The organism is Kitasatospora sp. NPDC088548, assembly GCF_044753005.1.
Lineage (GTDB): Bacteria > Actinomycetota > Actinomycetes > Streptomycetales > Streptomycetaceae > Kitasatospora.
Genome location: NZ_JBIVMI010000034.1, coordinates 53,103 through 77,036, shown reverse-complemented (window position 1 = coordinate 77,036; position 23,934 = coordinate 53,103). Strand labels below are relative to the sequence as shown.

The following is a 23,934-nucleotide window of genomic DNA, read 5'->3' as shown; positions in this document are numbered from 1 at the left end:
ACGCCCGCGCGGGGCGGGTCACCAACGGGTCGGGGGGCCGGGTGGGCGGAACCGGCCGCCCACCCGGCGGGTGGTCAGCTCCGGCCGCCGCGCCGCCGGCTGGGGGCGATCCGCTCCGGGGCGGGCGCGGCGTTCTGCCGGAGGGCCTCGATCTCGCGGACGACGGCGGCCACCGTCAGGTTCTCGAACAGCTTCTTGACGGCGAGGTCGACCGACAGTTCGTCACGCAGCCGGCTCGCCATCTGGAGAACCAGCAGCGATTCGCCGCCGAGGTCGAAGAAGTTGTCCTCGACGCCGACCTCGTCGAGGCCGAGCACGGCGGCCCAGTGGCGGGTGACCAGCTTCTCCAGCTCGGTGACGGGGGCGACGTAGGCCGTGGCGAGGTCGGGGCGGCGGTTGAACGACCCGCCGGCGGCTGCCGGGGCCGCGCCGGGCGCGTCCTCCTCGGGGGTCCGCTCCGGCGCCGGACCGCCGGGGGCCTGATCGCCGGGGAGCTCGCCGTCCGCGAGGAGTTCCACGGTGGCGCCCAGCGCCCGCAGTTCGGCGAGCCGGGCCGCCGCGAGCCCGTCCGCGACGGCGCCGCCGGGCCGGGTGCCGATGATCAGGCCGTGGTCGGGGGCGGTGGCACGGCCGGGGGCCGGCAGGGCGAGGACGGGGTCGAAGCCCAGCGTGGACAGGAGCCCGGCCCAGCGGTGCGGGGGCAGCAGCGGGGAGTGCTCGCGCAGGTCGTCGTCGAAGTACCACCAGCCCTCGAAGAGGCCGACGGTCATGGTCGCGGCGCGCGGGGTGCCGGTGGCCTCCAGGATGTAGGCCCGGCCGCCGGGGCGCAGCAGCTCCCGCAGATTGCCGACGGTACGGCGCAGGTCCGGGGTGGCGTGCAGGACGTTGAAGGCGAGCACCGCGTCGAAGCCGCCGAGCTCGGCCGCGGCGGCGCCCTTGTCGATGTCCAGCACGCCGAAGGTCAGGAAGTCCAGGCCCCGGTCGGCGGCCTCCTTCTGGGCCGCCACCACGAAGGAGCGGCCGAGGTCGGTGAAGTGGTACTCCACCGGCCCGGCCCCGCGCAGCGCCTCGACCACCGGCCAGGTCAGATAGCCCTGGCCGCCGCCGACCTCGACGATCCGCAGCGGGCGGCCGGCGGCCTCCCGGACCGTCCTGGCCATCTCCTCGGCGACCAGCTCGCGGTAGACCGCGACGTCGCCGTGGGCGAGCACCCGCTCGGCGCCCGAGCTGGAGCGGTCGCCGCTGCCGTCGGGGCGCAGGACCTCGGTGCCGGAGCGGGTGCCGCCGAGGACGGCGTCGTACGCGGCCACGCAGTCCCGGAGCAGCTCCAGCTCGCCGGCCAGGTCGGGGTGGCGGGCGGTCAGCGACCGCCCGGTCTCCGCGACGAGGCCCGCGAGGACGTCGTCGCCGCCCGGGCCCGCCGTGGCCGGGCCGGTGAGGGCCACCAGACCCTCGGTGAACCGGAGGGTGTCGGTGTCCGGGTCGAAGTCCGCGACCCCGTCGGCGACCAGCCCGTCGAGCAGGGCGTGCACGAGCTTGCGGTAGGCGGGGACGGCGCCGAGGCGGGCCACCACCTCGGCCCGGGTGCGGGTCTCGCCCGGGCCGCCGGCGAGGCCGTGACGGCGCAGGTGGATGAGGGTGTGCAGGGTGCAGAGCCGGTTGAGCCCGGCCGTCCGCTCCTCCTCGCCCGCCGGGGCCGGCGGGGCGGCCGCGCGCAGCCGTTCCTCCGCCTCGGCGAGCCGGGCGGCGGCGTCCTGGCCGGGCGCGGGCACGGGCTCGGCGGCGGGGGCGGCGGGCGCGGACACGGACACGGGCGCGCCGGTGATCACCAGGTGCCCGCGGGTGCGGGCGGCGAGCGCCCGGGTGGTGGGGTAGTTGTCGTCGCGCAGGCCCTCGGGCAGGACGTACACGGTCCGCCCGGCGGCGGCCGGGGCGGCGGCGGGCGGCGCGTCGATCCAGTGGCGGCGGCGCTGGAACGGGTAGCCGGGCAGCGGCACCTTGCGCGGCAGCGGGCCGGCCGCGTCCGTGCTGTCCGTGCTGTCCGTGCTGTCCGTCCAGCGGATCGGGGCGCCGTGCGTCCACAGCTCGCCGAGCGCGCCCAGCAGGACGTCCCGGTCGTCCAGTTCGGCCTGGGCGTGACGCATCGCGGCGACGGTCGTGACGGACTCGCCGAGCCCGAGCCGGGCGAAGCGGGAGAGCGAACGGCCGGGACCGACCTCGACCAGGGCGGTGCGGCCCTTGGCCGCCAGTTCGGCGTGGAGCACCGCCACGCCGTCGGCGAAACGCACGGTCTCGCGGAACTGGCGCAGCCAGTAGTCGTGGCTGGTGGCCTGTTCGTCGGTGATCCAGGTGCCGGTCGGCCCGGCGCAGAACGGGATGCCCGGCGCCGCCAGCTCGACCCGCCGCAGCGCGGCCGCGTAGGCGTCCAGGACGGGGTCGAGCAGGGTGCTGTGCGGCGCGGTGGGCAGCGGTACCCGGCGGTGCTCGACCCCGAGGCCGCTCAGGTGGCGTTCCAGCCGCTCGACGGCGTCGGCGGGCCCGGAGACCGCGCACACCTCGGGCGCGTTGACGGTGGCGAGGCCGAGCCCGGCACCGGCCGGGCCGGAGAGCAGCTCGCGGACGGCCGGTTCGGCGAGCGCGACGCTGAGGGTGCGGCCACCGGCCAGCCCGAGCAGCCGCTCCCGCTCGCTGACCAGCGGCAGGGCGTCCTCCAGCGTCATCACCCCGGCCAGGCAGGCCGCGGTGTACTCGCCCAGCGAGTGGCCGATCAGGGCGTCCGGCCGGGCACCGCGGGCGATCAGCAGCCGGGCCAGCGCGTACTCGGTGGCGACCAGCGCCGGGAAGGACCACGCGCCCCGGCCTTCGGCGCCCTCGTACAGCACGGCGCGCAGGTCCTGGCCGAGGACCGGCTCCAGGACGGCCGCGGCCCGGTCGATCTCGGCCCGGTAGCGGGGCTCGGAGGTGTACAGCCCCCGGCCCATCCCGGGGTGCTGCGCCCCGCCGCCGGGCAGCAGGTACGCCAGCCGCAGGCGTCCGGAGCCGTCGGTGCCGGGGTCGGGGCGGGCGAGCCGCTCGGCGGCCTCGCCGAGGGTGCGGGCGACGACGGCCCTGCGGTACGGGAGGTCCCGGCGGCCCTCGGCCAGGGTGCGGGCCACCGCGTCGGGGGCCAGCCCGGGGTGGGCGGCGAGGTGTCCGGCGAGCAGCCCGGAGAGTTCCTGGAGCGCGGCCGGGGTGCGGGCGGAGACCGGCAAAACGACGGAGCGGGCGGAGACCGGCAGGACGACGGAGCCGTCACCGGCCGGCGGGACGGCCGTCCGGTCGGCGGCCGGCGGGGCCTCCTCCAGGATGACGTGGGCGTTGGTGCCGCCGATGCCGAGGGAGCTGACGGCCGCCCGCCGGGGGCCGTGCTCCGGCGCCGGCCAGGGCGCGGTCGCGGTGTTGACGTAGAACGGGCCGTGCGCGAAGTCGATGGCGGGGTTGGGCCGTTCGAAGTGGAGGCTGGCGGGCAGCGTGCGGTGGCGGAGGGCGAGCACCGTCTTGATGAGTCCGGCGATCCCGGCGGCGGCGTCCAGGTGGCCGAGGTTGGTCTTCACCGAGCCGAGCGCGCAGTAGCGCTCGCGGGCGGTGCTCTCGCGGAACGCCTCGGTCAGCGCGGCGACCTCGATCGGGTCGCCGAGCGCGGTGCCGGTGCCGTGCGCCTCGATGTAGCCGATCGAGTCGCCGTCCACGCCGGCCGCCGCCTGCGCGGCCAGGATCACCTCGGCCTGGCCCTGCGGGCTGGGTGCGGTGAAGCCCACCTTGCGGCGGCCGTCGTTGTTGATCGCCGAGCCCTTGATGACGGCCCAGATGTGGTCGCCCGCGGCCAGCGCGTCCGCCAGCCGCTTGAGGACCACCACGCCGACCCCGTTGCCGGGCGACATCCCGGCCCCGGCGGCGTCGAAGGCCCGGCAGCGGCCGTCCGGGGAGAGCGGCCCGTCGGGGGTGTGCCGGTAGCCGCGCAGCGCCAGCGGGTCGAGCGAGGCGCCGCCCGCCAGGGCCGTGTCGCAGGAGTGGTTGAGCAGGTCCTGGCAGGCCAGGTGGACGGCGACCAGCGAGGTGGAGCAGGCGGTCTGCACCGAGACGGCGGGCCCGGTCAGGTTGAGCTCGTACGCCACCCGGGTGGCGAAGGCGCCGGCGTCGTTGCCGAGGCCCGCCGAGAACCAGTCCAGCGAGAGCGCCCGGCCCGCCAGCCGGGGCTGGACGTTGGCCAGGAAGTACTTGCTCTGGCTGGCGCCCGCGTACAGGCCGGTGAGGCCGTCGGAGCGCTCGGGCTGGTGGCCGGCCTGTTCGAGGGCGTGGTAGCAGCATTCGAGGAAGAGCCGGTGCTGCGGGTCCATCACCTCGGCCTCGGTGGGCCGGCAGTGGAAGAACTCCGCGTCGAACAGCTCGATCCCGTCGACGACCGACGCCCGGCGGACGAGGTACGGGTCGTCCAGTCCGGCCGGGTCGCCGCCCGCCGCGAGGTACTCTGCCTCGCCGACGTCCCGGATCGACTCGTGGCCGGCCACCAGGTTCGCCCAGAAGCGGTCGAGGTCTGGGGCGTCGGGGAAGCGGCCGGCCATGCCGACGACCGCGATGTCCGCGCCGGTCCCGTCGTCCATCCCGTCGTCCGCGCCGACGCCCGCCCCCTCGTACGGCCCGTGCTCGGCTGCCGCGCTGGTCTCAGTCATCCTGGGAGGTGTCCTTTCGGGAGGGGCCGGCCGGGCGGCGGCCGCGGTTCTGGCGCTGGGCGCGGCCGCGTTCGGCGCGGGCGGCGCGTTCCCGGGCGGCGGTGAGCCGGTCGGGCGTGCCGTGGTCGGCGGAGCCGGATGCCGGGGCGGTGTCCGGGGCGGTCGGTGCGGTGCGGCCCAGGTGGGCGGCCTGCGCGGCGACCGTGGTGTGGGTGAACAGGTCGACGATCGGCACCGGCCGGCCGGTCAGTTCGGCCAGCGCGCCCTGCAGTCCGACCAGCAGCAGGGAGTGCCCGCCGAGGTCGAAGAAGTTCTCGTCGCTGCCGGGCGTCCCGCCGAGGCCGAGGAGGGTCGTCCACAGCTCCGCGATCCGCCGCTCCAGCCCGTCGCGCGGCGCGGTGCGGCCGGTGCCCGCGGGGCGGGCGAGCGGGCGCCGGGCCAGCTCGGCGCGGTCGGTCTTGCCGCTGGGTGTCAGCGGCAGTTCCGCGACGACGACCAGGGCGGCCGGCACCAGGTGGTCCGGCAGCGTCCCGGCCAGCTCCCGGCGGAGCGCGGCGGGGTCGATCGCGGTCCCGGGCGCGGCGGGCACCAGGTAGCCGACGAGCTGCTTGCCGCCGGGGCCCTGGTGGGCGACGACGGCGCTGCGGGCGACCTCCGGCCGGGCGTCCAGGACGGCCTCGATCTCGCCCGGCTCGATCCGGAAGCCCCGGATCTTGACCTGCTCGTCGGCCCGGGTGAGGAACTCCAGCTGGCCGTCGGCGCGTCGGCGCACCAGGTCGCCGGTGCGGTACATCCGGGTGCCGGGCGGGCCGTAGGGGTCGGCGACGAAGCGTTCTGCGGTGAGCCCCGGGCGGCCCAGGTAGCCGCGGGCCAGCCCGGGACCGGCGAGGTACAGCTCACCGGGGACGCCGGCCGGGACGGGCCGCAGGGCCGCGTCCAGGACCCGGGCCCGGGTGCCACGCACCGGCCGGCCGATCGGCGGCGCGCCGGCCGGGCCGTCGGCGGGCGCGGCGAGCGGCAGGCTGAGGGTGGCGCAGACGGTGGACTCGGTCGGGCCGTACGCGTTGACCATGACCCGGCCGGGTGCCCACCGGGCGACCAGCTCGGGCGGGCAGGCCTCGCCGCCGACGGCCAGGGTGGTGCCGGCCGGCAGGGCGTCCGGCGGCAGGGCGGCCAGCGCGGACGGGGGCAGGATGAGGTGGCTGATCCGCTCGGTGCGCAGCAGGTCGGCCAGGCCGGGGCCGGGCAGCAGCCGGGTGCGCTCGGCCAGGACGAGGCAGCCGCCGTTCAGCAGGGCCGCGCAGACGTCCCAGAAGGCGGCGTCGAAGCTGTGCGAGGCGAACTGCAGGACGCGGGCGTGCTCGTCGCTGCCGAAGCGCTCGCGCAGGGTGGTGGTGAAGTCGGCGATGCCGCGGTGGGTGACCAGCACGCCCTTGGGCCGGCCGGTGGAGCCGGAGGTGTAGATCAGGTAGGCCGGGTGGTCGGGCCGGAGCGGGGCGGTGCGCTCGGCGTCGGTGAGGTCGGTGTCGGCGAGCGCGGCCAGCTCGGCCCGGGTGGCGGGCGCGTCGAGCAGCAGCCGCGGCCGGGCGCCCGGGGCGTCGGCGGCGCCGAGGGCGGGGTGGCCGGCCAGCTCGATGCCGGTGATGACCAGCGCCGGGTCGGCGTCGTCGAGCATGTAGGCGATCCGGTCGGCCGGGTAGTCCGGGTCGACGGGCAGGTAGGCGGCGCCGGTCCGGCCGACCGCGAGCAGGGCGGTGACCAGGCCGGTGGAGCGGGGCAGCAGGAGCGCGACGGTGCGCTCGGGGCCGATGCCCCGGGCGGCCAGCAGCCGGGCGAGCCGGGCGGACCGGGCGTCCAGCTCGCGGTAGTCGAGGTCCTCCGGTTCCGGTCCGGCCCAGCGCAGCGCGGGCCGGTCGGGGGTGCGGCGGGCCTGGGCGGTGAAGAGGGCGGGCAGGGTGTGGACCGGGCCGGCGGGGCCGCCGTCCTCGGCCTCGGCCCGCCGGGTGTGCTCCTCGGCGGAGAGGATGTCGGCCGCGCCGACGGGCCGGTCGGGGTCGGCGGCGACGGCGGTGAGCAGCCGTTCCAGCCTGACGGTCAGCTCCCGGACGGTCGTCTCGTCGAAGAGGTCGGTGCTGTACTCGACGACGCAGTCGAGGCCGGCCGGTGCGGCGCCCGCCGGACCGGAGTCCGGCCCGGCCCCGGCGGTGCGTTCGGCGGTGCGTTCGCGGAAGCCGAAGAACAGGTCGAACTTGGCGGTGCCGCCGTGCACGGTCACCGGGTCGGCGGCGGCACCCGGCAGGCCGGCGGTCGGCCGGGCGTTGTTCTGCAGGACGAGGCCCGCCTGGAACAGCGGGTGGCGGCCGAGCGAGCGGGCCGGGTTGAGCACCTCCACCAGCCGTTCGAAGGGCAGGTCCTGGTGGGCGAAGGCGTCCAGGGCGGTGTCCCTGGCCCGGCGCAGCAGCTCCCGGAAGCCCGGGTCGCCGCTGGTGTCGGTGCGCAGGACGAGCGTGTTGACGAACAGTCCGACCAGGTCGTCGAGGGCCTCGTCGGCGCGGCCGGCGACGGTGGTGCCGAGCGGGATGTCGGTGCCCGCGCCGTGCCGGGTGAGCAGGGCCGCGACGGCGGCCTGGAGCACCATGAACAGGCTGGCCCGGTCCTCCTTGGCCAGCTCGGTCAGGGCCCGGTGGAGCGGGGCGGGCAGGGTGGTGGAGACGAGCGCGCCGCGGTGGCTGGCCACGGCCGGGCGGGGCCGGTCGGCGGGCAGCGCCAGCTCCTCCGGCAGCCCCGACAACGCCCGGCTCCAGTGGGCGAGTTGGCGGGCGGCCGGGCTGTTGGGGTCGTTCTCGTCGCCGAGCACCTCGCGCTGCCAGAGGGTGTAGTCGGCGTACTGGACCGGCAGCGGCGGCCAGTCGGGGGCCCGCCCGTCCAGGCGGGCCCGGTAGGCCGCCGTGAGGTCGCGGTACAGCGGCGCCAGGGACCAGCCGTCGGCGGCGATGTGGTGCAGCACCAGCAGCAGGACGTGCTCGTCGTCGCCGGTGCCGAGCAGCCGGGCCCGCAGCGGCAGGTCCCGGGCGAGGTCGAAGGGGCGGCGGGCCTCCTCGGTCAGGCGCCGGTCGAGGTCGCCCGGTGCCACGGTCTCGGTGGTCAGCGGGTCGGGCAGGGCGGCGTCCGCGGCGAGGACCAGCTGTTCGCCGGCCCCGGCCGGGCAGACGGTGCGCAGGCTCTCGTGCCGGGCGAGGACGTCGTACAGCGCCGCGCGCAGCGCCTCGGTGTCGACGTCGCCGGTCAGCCGCAGGGCGACCGGGATGTGGTACGAGGGGCTGGAGCCGCTGACCCCCTGGAGGAACCAGAGGCGGCGCTGGGCGTGCGAGAGCGGGACGGGCCCGGTCCTGGGCACCGGCCGCAGCGCGGGGGTGCCGTCGGGCCCGCCGGCGGTGCCGGTGACCAGCCGGGCGAGGGCCGCGACGGTGGGGTGTTCGAAGAGCGCGCCGACGGCGAGGTCCACGCCGAAGGCCGTCCGGATCCGGCTGACCAGGCGGGTGGCGAGCAGGGAGTGCCCGCCGAGGTCGAAGAAGCTGTCCTCGACGCCGACCCGGTCGCGCTCCAGGACCTCGCCCCAGATCCGGACCAGGGCGCGTTCGGTGTCGTCGCGGGGGCCGAGCGGCGCGGCGCCGCCGGGGCCGTCCCCGGACGCGGGCTCGTGCCGTCCGACCAGCCGGCGCCACCCGTCGTGGTCGCCGGGCGCGGGCAGGCCGGGCACCGGGAGGACGGCGCAGGACACGGGCGCGCCGTAGCGGTCGGGCAGGGTGAGCCCGTCGGTGTGCGGGGCGGGCGCGCCGGGCTCGGTGACGACGCAGCCGACGAGGCGCTCGGCGGGCCGGGCGGGCCCGTCGGTGTGACTGCCCACCCAGGGGGCCGCCGGGTCGAGGCCGATGAGCAGGTAGGGGTCGTCGTGGGCGAGCGCGACGGCGAGCGACTGGACGCCCTCGCGGCGGCCGAGGACCGCGTAGCCCCGGGCCCGGGTGAAGTCGGTGAGCGCGTAGCCCCGGCTCATGCCGAGGTCCTCCCACATGCTCCAGGCCAGGACGCGGACGTCGGCCCCGGTGCGCGCGGCCTCGGCGCAGAGCGCGTCGGCGCAGGCGCTGGCGGCGGCGTAGGGGGCGAGCCCGCTGCCGCCGAAGTGGCCGTTGACGGAGGAGAAGACCACCAGCGGCAGCCCGGGGCGCTCCTCGGCGAGCCGGCAGAGCACCCGGGTGCCGGCCGCCTTGGCGGCGAAGGCGGCCTGCCAGTCCTCGTCGGTCAGCCCGGTCAGCGGCCGCTGGGTGAGGTCGCCGGCGAGGTGGAGGACGGCGTCGAGCGGGGTGTCCCGGTCCCGTTCGGCGGCGGCGAGCGCGCGGCGCACGGCGGCGGGGTCGGTGACGTCGGCGACGGCGTAGTCGACCTCGCCGAGCGCGGCGAGCCGGCGGTGCGCGGCCAGGGTGCGGCCGAGGGCGGTGCCGGCGGCGATGTGCCGGTCCCGGTCGGCCTCGTCGGGCAGGGCGGTCCGGCCGAGCAGCAGCAGCCGGGCGCCGTAGGCCGTCAGCAGGTGTTCGGCGATCTCGGCGCCGACGCCGCCGAGGCCGCCGGTGAGCGCGTAGTGGCCGCCGGGGCGGAAGAACCGGCCGGCCGGGCGCGGCGCGGGGGCGGGCAGCCGCCGCAGCCGGCGGACCCAGCGGCGGCCGGCCCGCCAGGCGGTCTCGGGCTCGGCGGTGGCGGCGGCCAGCTCGGCCAGGACGTGGCCGGCGGCCACGGCGGTGGCGCCGTCGCCGCCGTCCTCGGCGGGCAGGTCGATCAGGCGGGTGCGCAGCCACGGGAGTTCCTGGCCGAGGCTCTTGACGGTGGCGACGGCGGCGGCCCGGGCCGGGTCCAGCGGTTCGCCGTCGTGGACGCTCTGGGCCCGGCTGGTGACGGTGTACCAGTCCACCCGGCGCTGGTCGCCGGCGGCGGGCGCGGCGGCCAGGGCGGTGGCGAGCCGGGCGGCGGCGCGGGAGCCGGCCGACAGCGCGGCCGGGGTGCCCGGCGCGGCGGTGCCGGCCGGCGGGGGGCCGTAGCCGGTCAGGTGGAGCACGGTGTCGACGCCGGTGAGCGCCTCGGCGGGCAGGTCGGTGCCGTCCCCGGTGCCGTCCCCGGTGCCGAGGCGGACGGTGCGGCCGTCGGCGCGCAGGCGCTCGGCGAGCGCGGCGGCGAGGGCCCCGGCGGGGCCGGGCACGATCAGCACCTCGCCGCGGCCGGGGCCGGCCGGATCCGCGCCGTAGGAGGGGAGTTCGGCGCGCCGCCAGATCCGGCGGAAGAACCGGTCGGGCACCGTACGCTCGTTGCCGAGCAGCAGGTCGACCCGGGTGAGGTCGGCGTCGAAGGCCCCGGCCTGGAAGTCCTGGGCGAGCCTGGTCCGCTGGATCTTGCCGATCTCGGTCTTGGGGATCCGCCCGGGCTCCACGGGGACGACGTAGGCGGGGGCGATCCCGGCCTGCCGGGTGATCCGGCCGCGCACCCGGCGGACGGTCTCCGCCGGGTCGGCGCCCTCCCGGGGCACCAGGAAGACGGCCAGTTCGTCGCCGGCGCCGCCGGGCCGGGCCGCGTCGCGGCCGCGGACCGCGCAGGCGGCGGTGAACGAGCGCTCCACGCAGTCGAGTTCCTCGACGGCCGCCTCGATCTCGGGGCCCGCGTGGTTGACGCCGTTGACGATGATGACGTCCTTGGCGCGGCCGGTGATGGTCAGCGCCCCCTCCTGGAGGAAGCCGAGGTCGCCGGTCTCGAACCAGCCGTCCTCGGTGAACGCCTCCCGGTTGTGCTCGGGCGCGTCCAGATAGCCCCGCGTCACGGCGGCGCCGCGGACCTGGATCCGGGCGATCCGGCCCTCCGGGACGATGCCCCGGTCGTCGACGATCCGGACGGCGAAGCCCGGGTAGGGGCGTCCGACGCTGACGTACGGGTCCTCGTCGGCCGTGCCGTCCAGGGTGAAGGTGCCCTCGATCTCGCCGGACGAGGTCTCGGACATGCCCCAGGCCGGGCGCATCGCGGTCTTCGGCAGGCCGAGCGGGACGAGCAGCCGCAGGAACCGCCGGGCGGTGCGGGCCACCACGGCCTCGCCGCCGTTGAGCACGTAGCGCAGGCAGGAGAGGTCCCAGGAGGCGCGTTCGACCGCCCCGGCGTGCTCGGCGAGCAGGCCGAAGGCGAAGTTCGGCGCCCAGGTGACGGTCGCCCGGTGGCGGTCCACCGCCGCCATCCAGCGCGGCGGTTCGGCCAGCACCCAGCCGGTGGGCGCGTGGATCTGGCGGCAGCCCAGGACGACGTCCCGCAGGTGGAACATCACCACCCCGCCGACGTGGTCCAGCGGCATCCAGTTGAACGAGACGTCCGCGGGCGTCAGCGTGTTGGCGAGCGCGGTGGCGGCGGAGCGGACGAGGACGTTGCGGTGGGTGAGCGGGACGGCCTTCGGCCGGCCGGTGCTGCCGGAGGTGAACAGCAGCAGCACGGTCTCGTCCGGGTCCGGGCGGTGCCAGTCGTGGTCCGGCTCGCGGCGGGACAGCTCGGCGAGGTCCGCCGTGCGGGCGTCCTGCCAGCCGTACTGCCGGGCGGTGTCGAGCAGTCCGTCGGCGCGGGCCGCGTCGGTGAGCACCAGCGGTCCGCCGAGGGCCTGCCAGATGCCGTCCAGGCGGGCGGCGGCGGCCTCGTCGCCGGTGCCGGTGCGCGGCACGGCCAGGGGGACGGCGGTGAGGCCGCCCAGCAGGCAGGCCCAGAGCCCGGTGACGAAGTCCCGGTTGTCGCCGAGCTGGAAGAGCACCCGGTCGCCGGGGCGCAGGCCGAGGCCGCGCAGGCCGGCGAGCACCCGGGAGGCGTCGGCCAGCAGCTCCGGGTAGGACTGCTCGCGCTCGCCGCCGTCCTCGCCGAGGTAGGTGATCCCGCCGCCCGGCCCGGCCGCGGCGGCCGCGCGCAGGGCGGAGACCAGGTCGGGGTGGGGCGGTTCGGGGGCCGGGCCGCCGTCGCTCAGGGCGGGCACGGCTGCGCCCGCCGCCACGCCCTCGTCCGGCGCGGTGCCGTCCGCCGGGGCGGCCGGGCCGGCCGGCTGCGGGGCGTGGACCGGCAGGCCGGTGTGGACCCGCCCGGTGGGTTCGGCGCGGTCGGCCCGCAGCACGGCGGCCTCGCGCAGCCCCGGCAGCTCGCGCAGCCGCCGCTCCCAGCGCGCGGCGAGGTCGTCGTCCAGCACCGGGAGGGCGTCCAGGGCGGCCGGGTCGGGCCGTCCGTCGGCGGTCCTGGGCAGCGCGGTGAGCAGGACGGCGGCGATCGGCGCGGGCAGGCCGGGCAGGGCGGCGCGCAGCCGCCGGGCGACCTGGGCGGTGGTCAGCGGGCCGCTCGCGACGACGTACGCGACCAGGCCGGTGCGGCCGGCCGGGCCGCGCCGGGGGCGCAGCGCGCACTCCCGGACGGCGGGCAGGTCGAGCAGGGCGCGCTCGGCCTCGCCGAGGTCGGTCCAGCGGCCGTCGAGCTCGGCCCAGCCGTCCTCGGGGCCGCGCAGGTCGAGGCGGCCGTCGGGGGTGATCCGGCCGGTCAGTCCGGTGCGGGCGAGGCGGTCGACGCCGGGCAGGGCGGCACCGAGGGTGTTCGGCGGCAGCCAGGGCCCGGCGTCCGGGTCGAGCAGGCCCGGCGCGGCGACGTGCACGGCGCCGTGGACGCCGGTGGGCACCGGCGCGCCGGCGGCGTCGAGCACGACGGTCGGCACCACCGGGGTGTAGGGCGCTCCCCCGCCGCCCGGGGCGCCGTCCTCGTCGGCGGCGGGGTCGGCGAAGGCCACCACCCCGGCGGCGGGCACGGCGAGCAGGCGGCGCAGCGGGACGGCGAAGCGGTCGGCGAACCGCCGGGCCTGGTCGGGCGAGGAGCCGGTGCCGACGCACCAGACGGCGTCCGGCAGGGCGTCGGCCAGGGCGGGGTCGTGGTCGGCGGCGGTCAGCAGCAGGTCGGCGTGGTCGGCGGTGAGGAAGGCCAGGGTGGGGCCGTGGGGGGCGAGTCGGCGGATCCGCTCGCCGGCGGCCCGGGCGGCGTCCGGGCGGTCCGGTCCTTCGCCGTCCGGCGAGGCGGCCGGGGCGGCGTCCGAGGTGGCGGCCGGGGCGGCGTCGGGGGCGGCGGGGCCGGGGTCGACGACGATCCGCGCGCCCCGGGTGAGCGGGGCCAGGATCTCCCAGCAGGCGCGTTCGGAGTCGAGCGGGGCGAGCAGGGCCACCGCGTCGGCGTCGCTCAGCCTGGTCCGGCGCAGCAGCGGGCGCAGGGTGCGGCCCAGGGCGGCGTGGGTGAGGACGGCGGTGCCGCGCGGCGGGCGGACCAGCCAGGCCGGGTCCTCGTCGGTGAGGGGCACCGCGGGCGCGGTGGCGTCGGGGTGGGCCCGCCCCTCGGGGAAGGTGACCACGGCCGGGCCGCCGGGCCGGGCGCCCTCGGGGCGTTCGGCGGCGAGCAGGAAGGCCGGGGCGGTGGGCAGGGCGGTGGACAGGGCGCGGTCGGTGCCGGCCAGGACGCCGCCCGCCTTGAGGACGGCGAGGACGGCGGTGACGGCGTCGGCGCCGGCCGGGGCCGCCACGGTGACGCGGTCGCCGGGGGCGAGGCCGCGGTCGAGCAGGCGGTTGGCGAGCCGGTTGGCGGCCCGGTCGAGGTCGCGGTAGGTGAGGCCGGTGTCCGGGCCGACCAGGGCGAGGGCGTCCGGCCGGCGTTCCACCTGGTCGGCGAAGAGGCCCAGCACGCCCGGCAGTTCGAGGTCGTCACCGGCGCCGGCGACGCCGGTGACCAGGCGGCCGCGCTCCTGCGGCAGCACGATGTCGAGGCCGCTGAGCGGGGTGTCGGGGGCGGCGGCCGCCGACTCCAGCAGCCGGACCAGGCGGGCCAGCAGGGTGCGCGCGGTGGCGGCGTCGAAGAGGTCGGCGCTGTATTCGAGGTAGGCGTCGAGGCCGTCGGGCGCGCCGTCGGCGGTCCGGCGCTCGACCACCGCGAAGAAGAGGTCGAACTTGGCGGTGCCGGTCTCGACCGGGTCCACCTCGGCGGTGAGTCCGGGCATGCCGGCGCCGAGCCGGGGCGTCTCCTGGACGGCGAAGGCGACCTGGAACAGCGGGTGCCGGGCGCGCGAGCGGACCGGGTTGAGCTCCTCGACCAGGCGGTCGAAGGGCACGTCCTGGTGGGCGAGGGCGGCGAGGTCGCTCTCCCGGACGCGCTGCAGGAGGTCGCGGAAGGCCGGGTCGCCGTGGGTGCCGGTGCGCAGCACCAGGGTGTTGACGAAGAAGCCGACCAGGTCGTCGAGCGCTTCGTCGGAGCGGCCGGTGACCGGGGAGCCGAGCGGCAGGTCGGTGCCGGCGCCGAGCCGGGTCAGCAGGGCGGCGATCCCGGCCTGGAGGGTCATCAGCAGGCTGGCGCGGCCGGCCGCGGCCAGGTCGGTGAGCGCGCGGTGCAGCGGGGCGGGCACCCGGGTGTGCACCCGGCCGCCGGTGCCGCTGCCGGTCGCGGGGCGCGGCCGGTCGGCGGGCAGCGGCAGCTCCTCCGGGATGCCGTCCAGCGCGGTGCGCCAGTAGGCGAGCTGGCGGGCGACCGGGCTGGCCGGGTCGGTCTCGTCGCCGAGTGCGGCGGTGTGCCAGAGGGTGTAGTCGGCGTACTGCACCGGGAGCGGCGTCCAGGCCGGGGCGGTGCCCCGGCTGCGGGCGGTGTAGGCGTGGGCGAGGTCGCGGGCGAGCGGGCCCATCGACCAGCCGTCGCCGGCGATGTGGTGGACGACCAGGACGAGCACGTGGTCGCGGGCGTCCGGTCCGCCGGTGAGCAGTTCGGCGCGGAGCGGCAGGTCGGTGGTGAGGTCGAAGGTGTGCCGGGCGGCCCGCCGGATGTGCTCCTCGCGCTCGCCGCCGGTGGCGACGGTGACGGTCAGCGCGGCGGGGGCCGCGCCGGGCGGCAGCACCACCTGGCGGGGTACGCCCTGGTCGTCGGTGTAGCGGGTGCGCAGGATCTCGTGGCGGTCGGTGACGTCGCCCAGCGCGGCGCGCAGCGCCCCGGTGTCCAGGGTGCCGGTGAGCCGGACCACGAGCGGGATGTCGTAGGTGGGGCTGGGGCCCTCCAGCTGGTTGAGGAACCAGAGCCGCTGCTGGGCGTAGGAGAGCGGGACGTTCTCCGGCCGGGCCGCCGGGACGAGCGGCGGGCGGGCCGGGGCGTCGCCGCGTTCGGCGGCGCGTTCGGCGCCCAGGGCGGCCAGCGCGGCGAGGGTCGGGGCGGCGAACAGGTCGGCGACGGTGAACTCCAGGCCGAGGACGGTGCGCAGGCGCCCGACCAGGCGGGTGGCGAGCAGGGAGTGGCCGCCGAGGGCGAAGAAGTCGTCGTCGCGGCCGATCCGGTCGGTGTCGAGGAGTTCGCTCCAGATCCGGGCCATGTCCTGCTCCGGGCCGGGGGCGGGGGCGCCGCCGGCCTCGGCGGCGCGGGCCTGGCCGGCGAGCAGCTGCCGGTCGATCCGGCCGTCCGGGGTGGCGGGCAGGGCGTCCAGGGTCTCCAGCGCGCAGCCGACGGGGGTGCCGAAGCGGTCGTCGGGGGCGGCGGGCGGCTCGGCCGGGGCGCCGGCCCGGTAGCCCGCGAGTTCCTGGAGCGGGCGGGCGGGGGCGGCGAGGTGGCTGCGGACCCAGGGGGCCGACGGGTCGAGGCCGACCAGGACGTGCGGGTGGCCGTGGCGCAGCGCGGCGGCCAGCGAGCGGACGCCGTCGCGGCGGCTGAGCAGGCGGAAGCCGCGGGCGCGGGTGAGCGCCTTGAGGGCGTAGCCGCGGCTGACGCCGAGGTCGTCCCACATGCTCCAGGCGACGCTGTGGGCGCGCAGTCCGAGCGCGCGCTGGTGGACGGCGAGGGCGTCGAGGTAGGCGTTGGCGGCCGAGTAGGCGGCGGCGAGGGCGCCGCCGAAGTAGCCGTTGACGGAGGAGAAGGAGACGAAGAGGGTGCCGGGCCGGTCGCGCAGTTCCTCGGTGAGGACGGCGGCGCCGGTGGCCTTGGCGGCCATGGCGCGTTCCCACTGGTCCGCGGTGGTGGCGGTGAGCGGGTGTTCGGCGAAGTGGCCGGCGAGGTGGAGCACGCCGGCGAGTTCGCCGTACTCGGCGCGGGCCTCGGCGAGGGCGTGCCGCACGGCCTCGGGGTCGGTGACGTCGGCGGTGCGGTGGCGGACGTCGCCGAGCGCCTGGAGTTCGCGCAGCGCGGCGGCCTGTTCGGGGCGGGTGGCGGCGGGGTGGCGGCCGATCAGGGTGAGCCGGACGCGGTAGCGGGTGAGCAGGTGGCGGGCGGTCTCGGTGCCGACGCCGCCGAGGCCGCCGGTGATCAGGTAGTGGCCGCCCTCCTCGAAGACCGGTCCGGCGGCGGGGTCCTCCTCGGGCGCGGGCAGCGGGGCGAGGCTGCTGGTCCAGCGGCCGTCGGGGCGCAGGGCGACGTCGGGGTCGGCGGGCGGGGTGGTGATCTCCTGGTGGAGCCGGCGGGCGGTCAGGTCCGGCTCCTCCCCGTCGGGGCCGAGGTCGGTCCAGCGGCCGTCGAGCCAGGGCAGTTCCTGGACGGCGCTGCGCAGGACGGCGACGGCGGCGGCGCGTTCGGGGCGGACCGGCTCGCCGGGGTGGACGGCGTGGCTGTGCCGGGCGGCGACTTCGAGGGTGACGGTGTGTCCGGGGCCGTCCGGGGTGTCGGCCGGCGGGGGTGTGAGCGCCTCGATCAGCCGGGTCAGCGGGGTGGTGGCGGCCAGCGGGTCGGCGGGTGCCCGGTCGGCCGGGCCGGGGTCGGCGAGCAGCCGCAGGTCGACGATCCGGGCGGCGGCGCGCCCGCGGAGGGCGTCCGGGCCGGTGACGACCTCGGCCGGGGAACCGTCGGCGGTGAGCAGGGCGGCCAGCGCGGTGCCGACGGCGTGCGAGCGGTCGCCGGCCCCGCCGGTGAGGACGAGGGTCGGAGCGGGGTGCGCGGTGGCGGCGTGGACGGGCCGGGTGCGCTGCCAGACCGGCCGGTGGAACCAGTCGGGCAGGGTGCGTTCGGTGCCGAGCAGCAGGTCGGTGCGGCGGATGACCTCGGTGAACTCGCCGGCCTCCAGGCGCTTGCGGAGCAGGGTCCGCTGGATCTTGCCGATCTCGGTCTTGGGGATGTCGGCGGGGGCGACGGGCAGGACGAACGCCGGGGCGGCGCCGGTCTGCCGGGTGACCCGGCCGGCGATCTCGGTGAGCAGGGCGCGCTCGTCGGTGCCGGGCGCGGGGCAGCAGAACACCGCGATCTCGTCGGTGGTGGCGGTGGCGGAGGTGCGGACGGCGACGGCGGCGGTGCAGGCGCGCAGGACGCCCGCGCTCTCCTCGACGGCGTCCTCGATCTCGTGGCTGGGGTGGTTGACGCCGTTGACGATGATGACGTCCTTGGCCCGGCCGGTGAGGTAGAGCTCGCCGTCGCGCAGCAGGGCGAGGTCGCCGGTGCGGAACCAGCCGTCGGCGGTGAAGGACTCGGCGTTCTTCTCGGGGTTCTCGTGGTAGCCGGGGGTCACGGAGGGGCCGCGCACCTGGAGGTGGCCGACGCGCTCCTCGGGGACGATCCGGTCGTGGTCGTCGACGACGCGCATCGCGAAGCCCGGGTAGGGCCTGCCGCAGCTCACATAGGTGTCGTCGGAGCCGGGCCCGGTGGGGGTGTAGGAGGTGTCGGTGACGACGGAGCTGGTCTCGGACATGCCCCAGCCGGGGTGCATCACCGTCTGGTCCAGGCCGTACGGCTCCAGCTGGCGCAGCCACTGGCGGACGACCCGGGGGACGACGACCTCGCCGGCGTTCATCACGAGCTTGAGCGCGGAGAGGTCCCAGCCGCGGCCGGGTTCGGCCGCGACCCGCTCGCTGACCAGGCCGAAGGCGAAGTTGGGCGCCCAGGTGACGGTGGCCCGCCAGTGGTGCAGGGCGTCGAGCCAGCGCAGTGGCTCCTCGGTGATCCAGCCGGTGGGGGCGTGGATCTGGCGGCAGCCGAGGACGACGTCGCGGATGTGGAACATCACCACGCCGGTGACGTGGTCGAGCGGGATCCAGTTGAAGGTGGTCTCGTCCGGGCCGAGGGCGTTGAGCCGGGCGGTGGCCGCCGAGCGGTTGAGCACCATGCCGTGGGTGACGGTGACCCGCTTGGGCAGGCCGGTGCTGCCGGAGGTGAGGAGCAGCAGCGCGGTGTCGTCGGGGCCGGCCTGGTGCCAGTCGGTGGCGGGCTCGCCGGTGCGCAGCTCGTCGGCGACCAGTACGTCGAGGTCGGTCCAGCCCTGGTCGGCGGCGCGGGCGCGCAGGGCGGCGCCGGCGGCGGTACCGGCCGCGATGCGGGGCCGGCCGAGCGCCTCCCAGATCCGTTCGACCTTGTCGCGCAGCGGTGAGGCGTCCCGGTAGGAGGCGGGGGCGCCCATCGGCAGGACGGTGACGCCGCCGGCGACGCAGGCCCAGAAGACCGGCAGGAAGTCCTGGTTGTCCTCGAACTGGAAGATCACCGTCTCGCCGGGGCGCACGCCCCTGGCCCGCAGGCCGCCGAGGATGCGGGCGGCCTCGGCGGCGAGTTCGGCGTAGCTCTGCCGCCGGTGGGTGCCGTCGGCGCGCAGGTGGACGATCTCGCCGGTGCCCTCGGCGGCGGCGCGCAGGGCGGCCGCGAGGTGCGGGAAGGGCAGCGGGGGCGGGGGCGGGCCCTCGCTGAGCGCGGGGACGGCGCCGGCCGGGTCGGGGCCGGTGTCGAGCAGCGCGGACGGCTCCTCGGGGGCGGTGCCCGCGCCGGCCGTGCCGGGGAGTCCGCCGAGGTGGAGCAGGCCGGGGGCGGGGGGTGTGGTGTCGCGGACGACGGCGGCGGCGGCCTCGGTGCCGGGGGTCCGGGCGAGGTCGCGTTCCCAGGCGGCGGCGAGCGCGTCGTCGAGCACGGGCAGGCGGTGCAGCGCCTCGGTGTCCAGGGCGCCGTCGGCCGTCCGGGGCAGGGCGGAGAGCAGCACGGTGAGCAGCGGTCCGGCGGCGGCGGGCAGGTCGCGGCGGACGGCGGCGGCGAGCCGGCGGCGGTCGACGGGGCCGTCGGGCACCACGTACGCGACGGCCCCGGGGGCCCCGGCGGTGGAGCGGCGGACGGTGACGACCGCGTCCCGGACGCCGTCCTGGGCGAGCAGGGTCCGTTCGCAGGCCGGGGCGCAGCCGGCCCACTCGGCGTCCTCGTCGGGGTCGGTCAGGGGCAGCGCGGAGAGCGGGGTGTGCGGGGCTGCGGCGGCCTCGGCGAGCAGGCGGCGCAGCCGGGCGGCGAGCCGCTCGACGGTGCGGCGGTCGAAGAGTTCGGTGCTGAACTCGATGGTGCCGTCGACCCCTTGGGCCCGGTGGCCGTCGGCGGGGCGCTCGGTGAAGTCGAGCATGAGGTCGAAGCGGGCGGTGCCGATGCCGCCCGGGTCGAGGCGGACCCTGGTGCCGGCGATCTCCAGTTCGGTGTCGTCGGCGCCGTCGGCGTTCTGGAGCGCCAGCATCACCTGGAAGAGGGGGTGGCGGCCGATCGCGCGGGCGGGGTTGAGGTGCTCGACGACGCGGTCGAAGGGCACCCCGGCGTGGGCGTGGGCGGTGAGGTCGGCGTCGCGGACCCGGTCGAGCAGGTCGCCGAACGCGGGGTCGCCGGCGGTGTCGGTGCGCAGCACCAGGGTGTTGACGAAGTAGCCGACGAGGTCTTCCAGGGCCGGGTCGTCGCGCCCGGCGGTGGGGGTGCCGACGGGGATGTCGGTGCCGGCGCCGCCGCGGGTGAGGGTGGCCGCCCAGGCGGCCTGGAGCACCATGAAGAGGGTGGCCCGGTGGGCGCGGGCGAGGTCGGTGAGGCGCTGGTGGAGGCCGGCGTCCAGGTGGAGGGTGACGGTGTCGCCGGCGTGGCCGGGGGTGCGCGGGCGGGGCCGGTCGTAGGGCAGCGGGAGTTCGTCCGGCAGGGCGGCCAGGGTGTCGTGCCAGTAGGCGAGCTGGCGGGCGGCGGGGCTGTCCGGGTCGGTCTCGTCGCCGAGCAGGCCGTGCTGCCAGAGCGCGTAGTCGGCGTACTGGACGGGCAGCGGCGGCCAGTCGGGGGCCCGGCCCTCGGCGCGGGCGTCGTAGGCGCGGGCCAGGTCGCGGCCGAGCGGGCCGAGGGACCAGCCGTCGGCGGCGATGTGGTGGACCACCAGGACGAGCAGGGCGGTGCCGTCGTCGGTGCGCCGCAGCAGGTGGGCGCGGAGCGGGGGTTCGGTGGCGAGGTCGAAGCCGTGCCGGACGGCGGCGCGGCGCAGCTGCGCCAGCTCCGCGGCGTCGGCGGCGTCGGCGGTGGCCAGGTCGGGCCGGGCGGCCGGGTGGCCGGCGGGCAGGACCAGCTGGTGCGGGACGCCGTCCTGGTCGGGGTGGAGGGTGCGCAGCACCTCGTGCCGGGCGGTGAGGTCGGCGAGCGCGGCGCGCAGCGCGTCCTCGTCGGTTCCGGCGGGCAGCGGGAGGGTCAGCGGGATGTTGTAGGTGGGGCTGGGGCCTTCGAGCCGGCCGAGGAACCAGAGGCCGGCCTGGCCGGGGGTGAGCGGGACGCGGTCGGGCCGCTCGGCGGGCCGGAGCGGGGGCCGGGCGGGACCGTCCTGGGCCGGTCCGGCCGCGGCGAGGCGGGCGGCGAGCCCGGCCGGGGTCGGGTCGGCGAACAGGGCGGCCATCGGCAGTTCGGCGCCGGTCTCGCCGCGCAGCCTGGTGACCAGGCGGGTGGCGAGCAGGGAGTGGCCGCCGAGGTCGAAGAAGCCGTCGTCGGCGCCGACGGCGCCCCGGGGCAGCCGCAGGACGTCCTCGTAGAGGCGGCAGAGCAGGGCCTCGGCCTCGGTGGCCGGGGCGCGGCCGCCGGCGGTGGCGGCGTAGTCGGGGGCGGGCAGTGCCGCGGTGTCGAGCTTGCCGTTGTGGGTCAGCGGCAGGGTGTCGAGCAGGACGCAGGCGCTGGGCACCATGTGCTCGGGCAGCAGGGCGGCGAGGTGGGCGCGCAGCCGCCCGGGGTCGGGGTTCGTCCCGGGCCGGGGCACGGCGTAGCCGACCAGGACGCGGTCGCCCTCGCCCTGCTCGCGGGCGACGACGGCGGCCCGGGCCACGTCGGGGTGGCCGGCCAGCGCGGCCTCGATCTCGCCGGGTTCGATCCGGAAGCCGCGGATCTTGACCTGCTGGTCGGCCCGGCCCTGGTAGGCGAGGGTGCCGTCGGGCAGGCGGCGGGCGAGGTCGCCGGTGCGGTACATCCGGGTGCCGGGCGGGCCGTACGGGTCGGCGACGAAGCGCTCCGCGGTGAGGTCGGGGCGGCCGAGGTAGCCCTGGGCGAGGCCGGGTCCTGCCACGTACATCTCGCCGGTGCGGCCGGGCGGGACGGGCTGGAGGGCGTGGTCCAGGACGTGGACCCGCAGGTCGGGCAGCGGCGCGCCGATGGCGCCGCGCTCACCGGGCCCGTCCAGGCGGTGGTGGGTGACGTGCACGGTCGTCTCGGTGATGCCGTACATGTTGACGAGGGCGGGGGCCCGGTCGCCGTGCCGCTCGGTCCACGGCAGGAGGTGGGCGGGTTCCAGCGCCTCGCCGCCGAAGACGACGTGGCGCAGCGCGAGCGGTCCGGCGCCGGGCGGCTCGTCGCGTTCGGCCTGGACGAGCTGCTGGAAGGCGGAGGGGGTCTGGTTGAGGACGGTGACGCCCTCGGCGCGCAGCAGGCGCAGGAACTCCGCGGGTGAGCGGGTGGTGGTGCGCGGGACGACGACCAGCCGGCCGCCGTGCAGCAGCGGGCCCCACAGCTCCCACACCGAGAAGTCGAAGGCGTAGGAGTGGAAGAGCGTCCAGACGTCGTCGGGGCCGAAGCCGAAGTGCTCCGCCGAGGTGGTGAACAGCCGGACGACGTTGGCGTGCGGGACGACGACGCCCTTGGGCCGGCCGGTGGAGCCGGAGGTGTGGATGACGTAGGCCGGGTCGGCCGGGGTGAGCGGCGCGGGCCGGTCGGCGTCGGTGAGGTCGGCGGGCGACTGCGCGGCGAGCGCGGCCTCGGTGCCGGCCTCGCCGAGGACGACGGTGGTGGCGGCGGTGACCGGCAGCCGGTCGGCCACCTCGGCCCGGGTGACCAGCAGCCGGGGTGCGGCGTCGGCGGTGACGGCGAGGATCCGCTCGGCCGGGTAGTCGGGGTCGAGCGGCAGGTAGGCGGCCCCGCTCTTGAGGACGGCGAGCACGGCGACGACGAGGTCGCCGGTGCGGGGCAGGGCGAGGGCCACGGTGCTGCCGGGTCCGGCGCCGTGGGCGACGAGCAGCCGGGCCAGCCGGTTGGCCCGCTCCCCCAGCGCCCGGTAGCTGAGCTCGGTGTCCTCGGCGGTGACGGCGACGGCGTCGGGGGTGCGGGCGGCCTGGGCGTCGAAGCGGGCGGGCAGGGTGGCGTCGGGGGCCGCGGGCGTGTCGGTGGTCGCGCCGGCGGGCGCGGGCCGCTCGGCCGGGTGCAGCAGGGTGGTGCGGGCCAGCGGCAGGTCGGCGCCGGCGTCGGCGAGCTGGTCGAGCAGGAGCAGTAACCGGTCCTGGTGGTCGGCGAGTTCGTCGTCGGTGTAGAGCGCCGGGTTGGCGTCGAAGGAGAGCCAGAGCCCGGTGTCGTCGGCGCCGGGGCGGACGTTGATCTGGAGGTCCTCGACCGCCCCGCCGGTCAGGTGGTGCCAGGTGGTGGGGTGTCCGGCGAAGCCCACCTCGTTGGCGAACGGGATGAGGTTGACGACGGGCCCGTACAGGCGCCGGGCGCCGTCGCCCAGCAGCCGCAGGTCGCGGCGGAGGTCCTCGCCCCGGTACAGCTGGTGGCGCCGGACGGCGTCCAGTTCCTCGCCGGCGGCGCGCAGCAGGCCGCCGACGGTGGTCCCGGCGGGCAGGGTGAGGCGCAGCGGCAGGATGTTGGAGGCGGTGCCGGGGGTGCGCAGGGCCGCCGAGCCGACCCGGCTCATGGTGGGCAGGCCGAGGAGGACGTCCTGGGCGCCGGTGGCGCGGTGCAGGTAGCCGGCGACGGCGCCGAGCAGCAGGGCGGTGCGGGTGACGCCGAACCGGGCGGCGGCGGCGTCCAGCCGGGCGGTGGCCGCCGCGTCGAGGACGGTCTCGCGGCGGCGGAACGGCGCGGCGGGGGGCGCGGTGTGCGGGGTGAGGCCCACGGCGGCGGGGGCGTCGGCCAGCCGCGCCGTCCAGTGGGCGCGGTCGCGCGCGAAGGCCGGGGACTCCCGGTAGGCCCGCTCCTCCGCGGTCAGCCGGTCCAGCGGCAGGAACGGTCCCGGCTCCGGTTCGCGGCCGTCGGCGAGCGCGGTGTAGACCTCGGCGAGGCGGCGGCCGACGAGCTTGAATCCGTAGCCGTCGAGCAGGATGTGATGGGCGCGCAGGAACCAGAACCAGCGGTCGGGCGCGGCCTTCAGCAGGGCGTGGGTGAACAGCGGGCCGTCGACGAGGTCGACGGGGGTGGCCAGGTCGGCGGCGATCCAGGCGTCGACGGCGGCGCCCGGGTCGGGTTCGGCGGCGAGGTCGACGTGGTGCAGGGGCCACGGGGCGTCGGGGTCGAGGGTGGCGCGCGGGCCGTCGGCCGTCTCCGCGAGGCGCAGCTGGAAGGTCTGTGCCTCGGCGACCGTGTACCGCAGCGCGGCCTCGAAGAGCCGCGGGTCCACCGGTCCGTGGATCTCCACGGACTCGCCGGTGTTGAACGCGGCGCTTCCGGGGTCGATCCGCTGCGCGAACCAGATGCCCCTCTGCGCACCCGACAGCGGGTGACCGGCGTCCTCGTGGCCAGACATGGCACCAACCCTCAATAGGTGTGAGTGGAATTTCCGCCTGAATACCCCCCGGCGCCCCGGGGCGGGCCGGAGCAGGACGGGTCGTTCATATTTCACGTAATCCACGGGCGCCGACGGGAGAGCGCGACGGCCCGGCTTCGGTGCCGACCCGAGTTTCACTCTGCATGAGGAGAACTCGACGAGTCAAGCGATCCATTTCACTGGCCGATAAAGGTCACGCGGAAATGCCGGACGGCCGCCCCCGCGCCGCCCGGCCTGACGTTACCCCCAGGTGAGCCCGGTGTAACACCCAGGCTGAGCTGATGACATAACACCGAGCGATCATGGTGTCACCTACCGGAGTTCGGCCACCGGAAGGCCTGGAAACAAGCCAATCTCCACTGATCGGTTCCCACCCATGCCGGATCGGCCTTGAATGCGGTCATCGATGACGATTCACTCATC

2 protein-coding genes are annotated in these 23,934 nt (G+C 77.7%); both read right to left on the bottom strand.

The annotated features are described in order from the left end of the window. Window positions 1-74: 74 nt before the first annotated feature. Window positions 75-4,709 (bottom strand): beta-ketoacyl synthase N-terminal-like domain-containing protein, encoded by a 4,635-nt coding sequence (locus tag ACIP82_RS32885; protein ID WP_400658799.1) that lies wholly within the window; start codon window positions 4,707-4,709, stop codon window positions 75-77. After that, window positions 4,702-23,490, bottom strand: a complete 18,789-nt coding sequence (locus ACIP82_RS32880) for an amino acid adenylation domain-containing protein (protein WP_400658797.1) — start codon at window positions 23,488-23,490, stop codon at window positions 4,702-4,704. Before ACIP82_RS32880 ends, ACIP82_RS32885 begins: the two co-directional genes overlap by 8 nt. Between the last annotated feature and the right edge of the window lie 444 nt (window positions 23,491-23,934).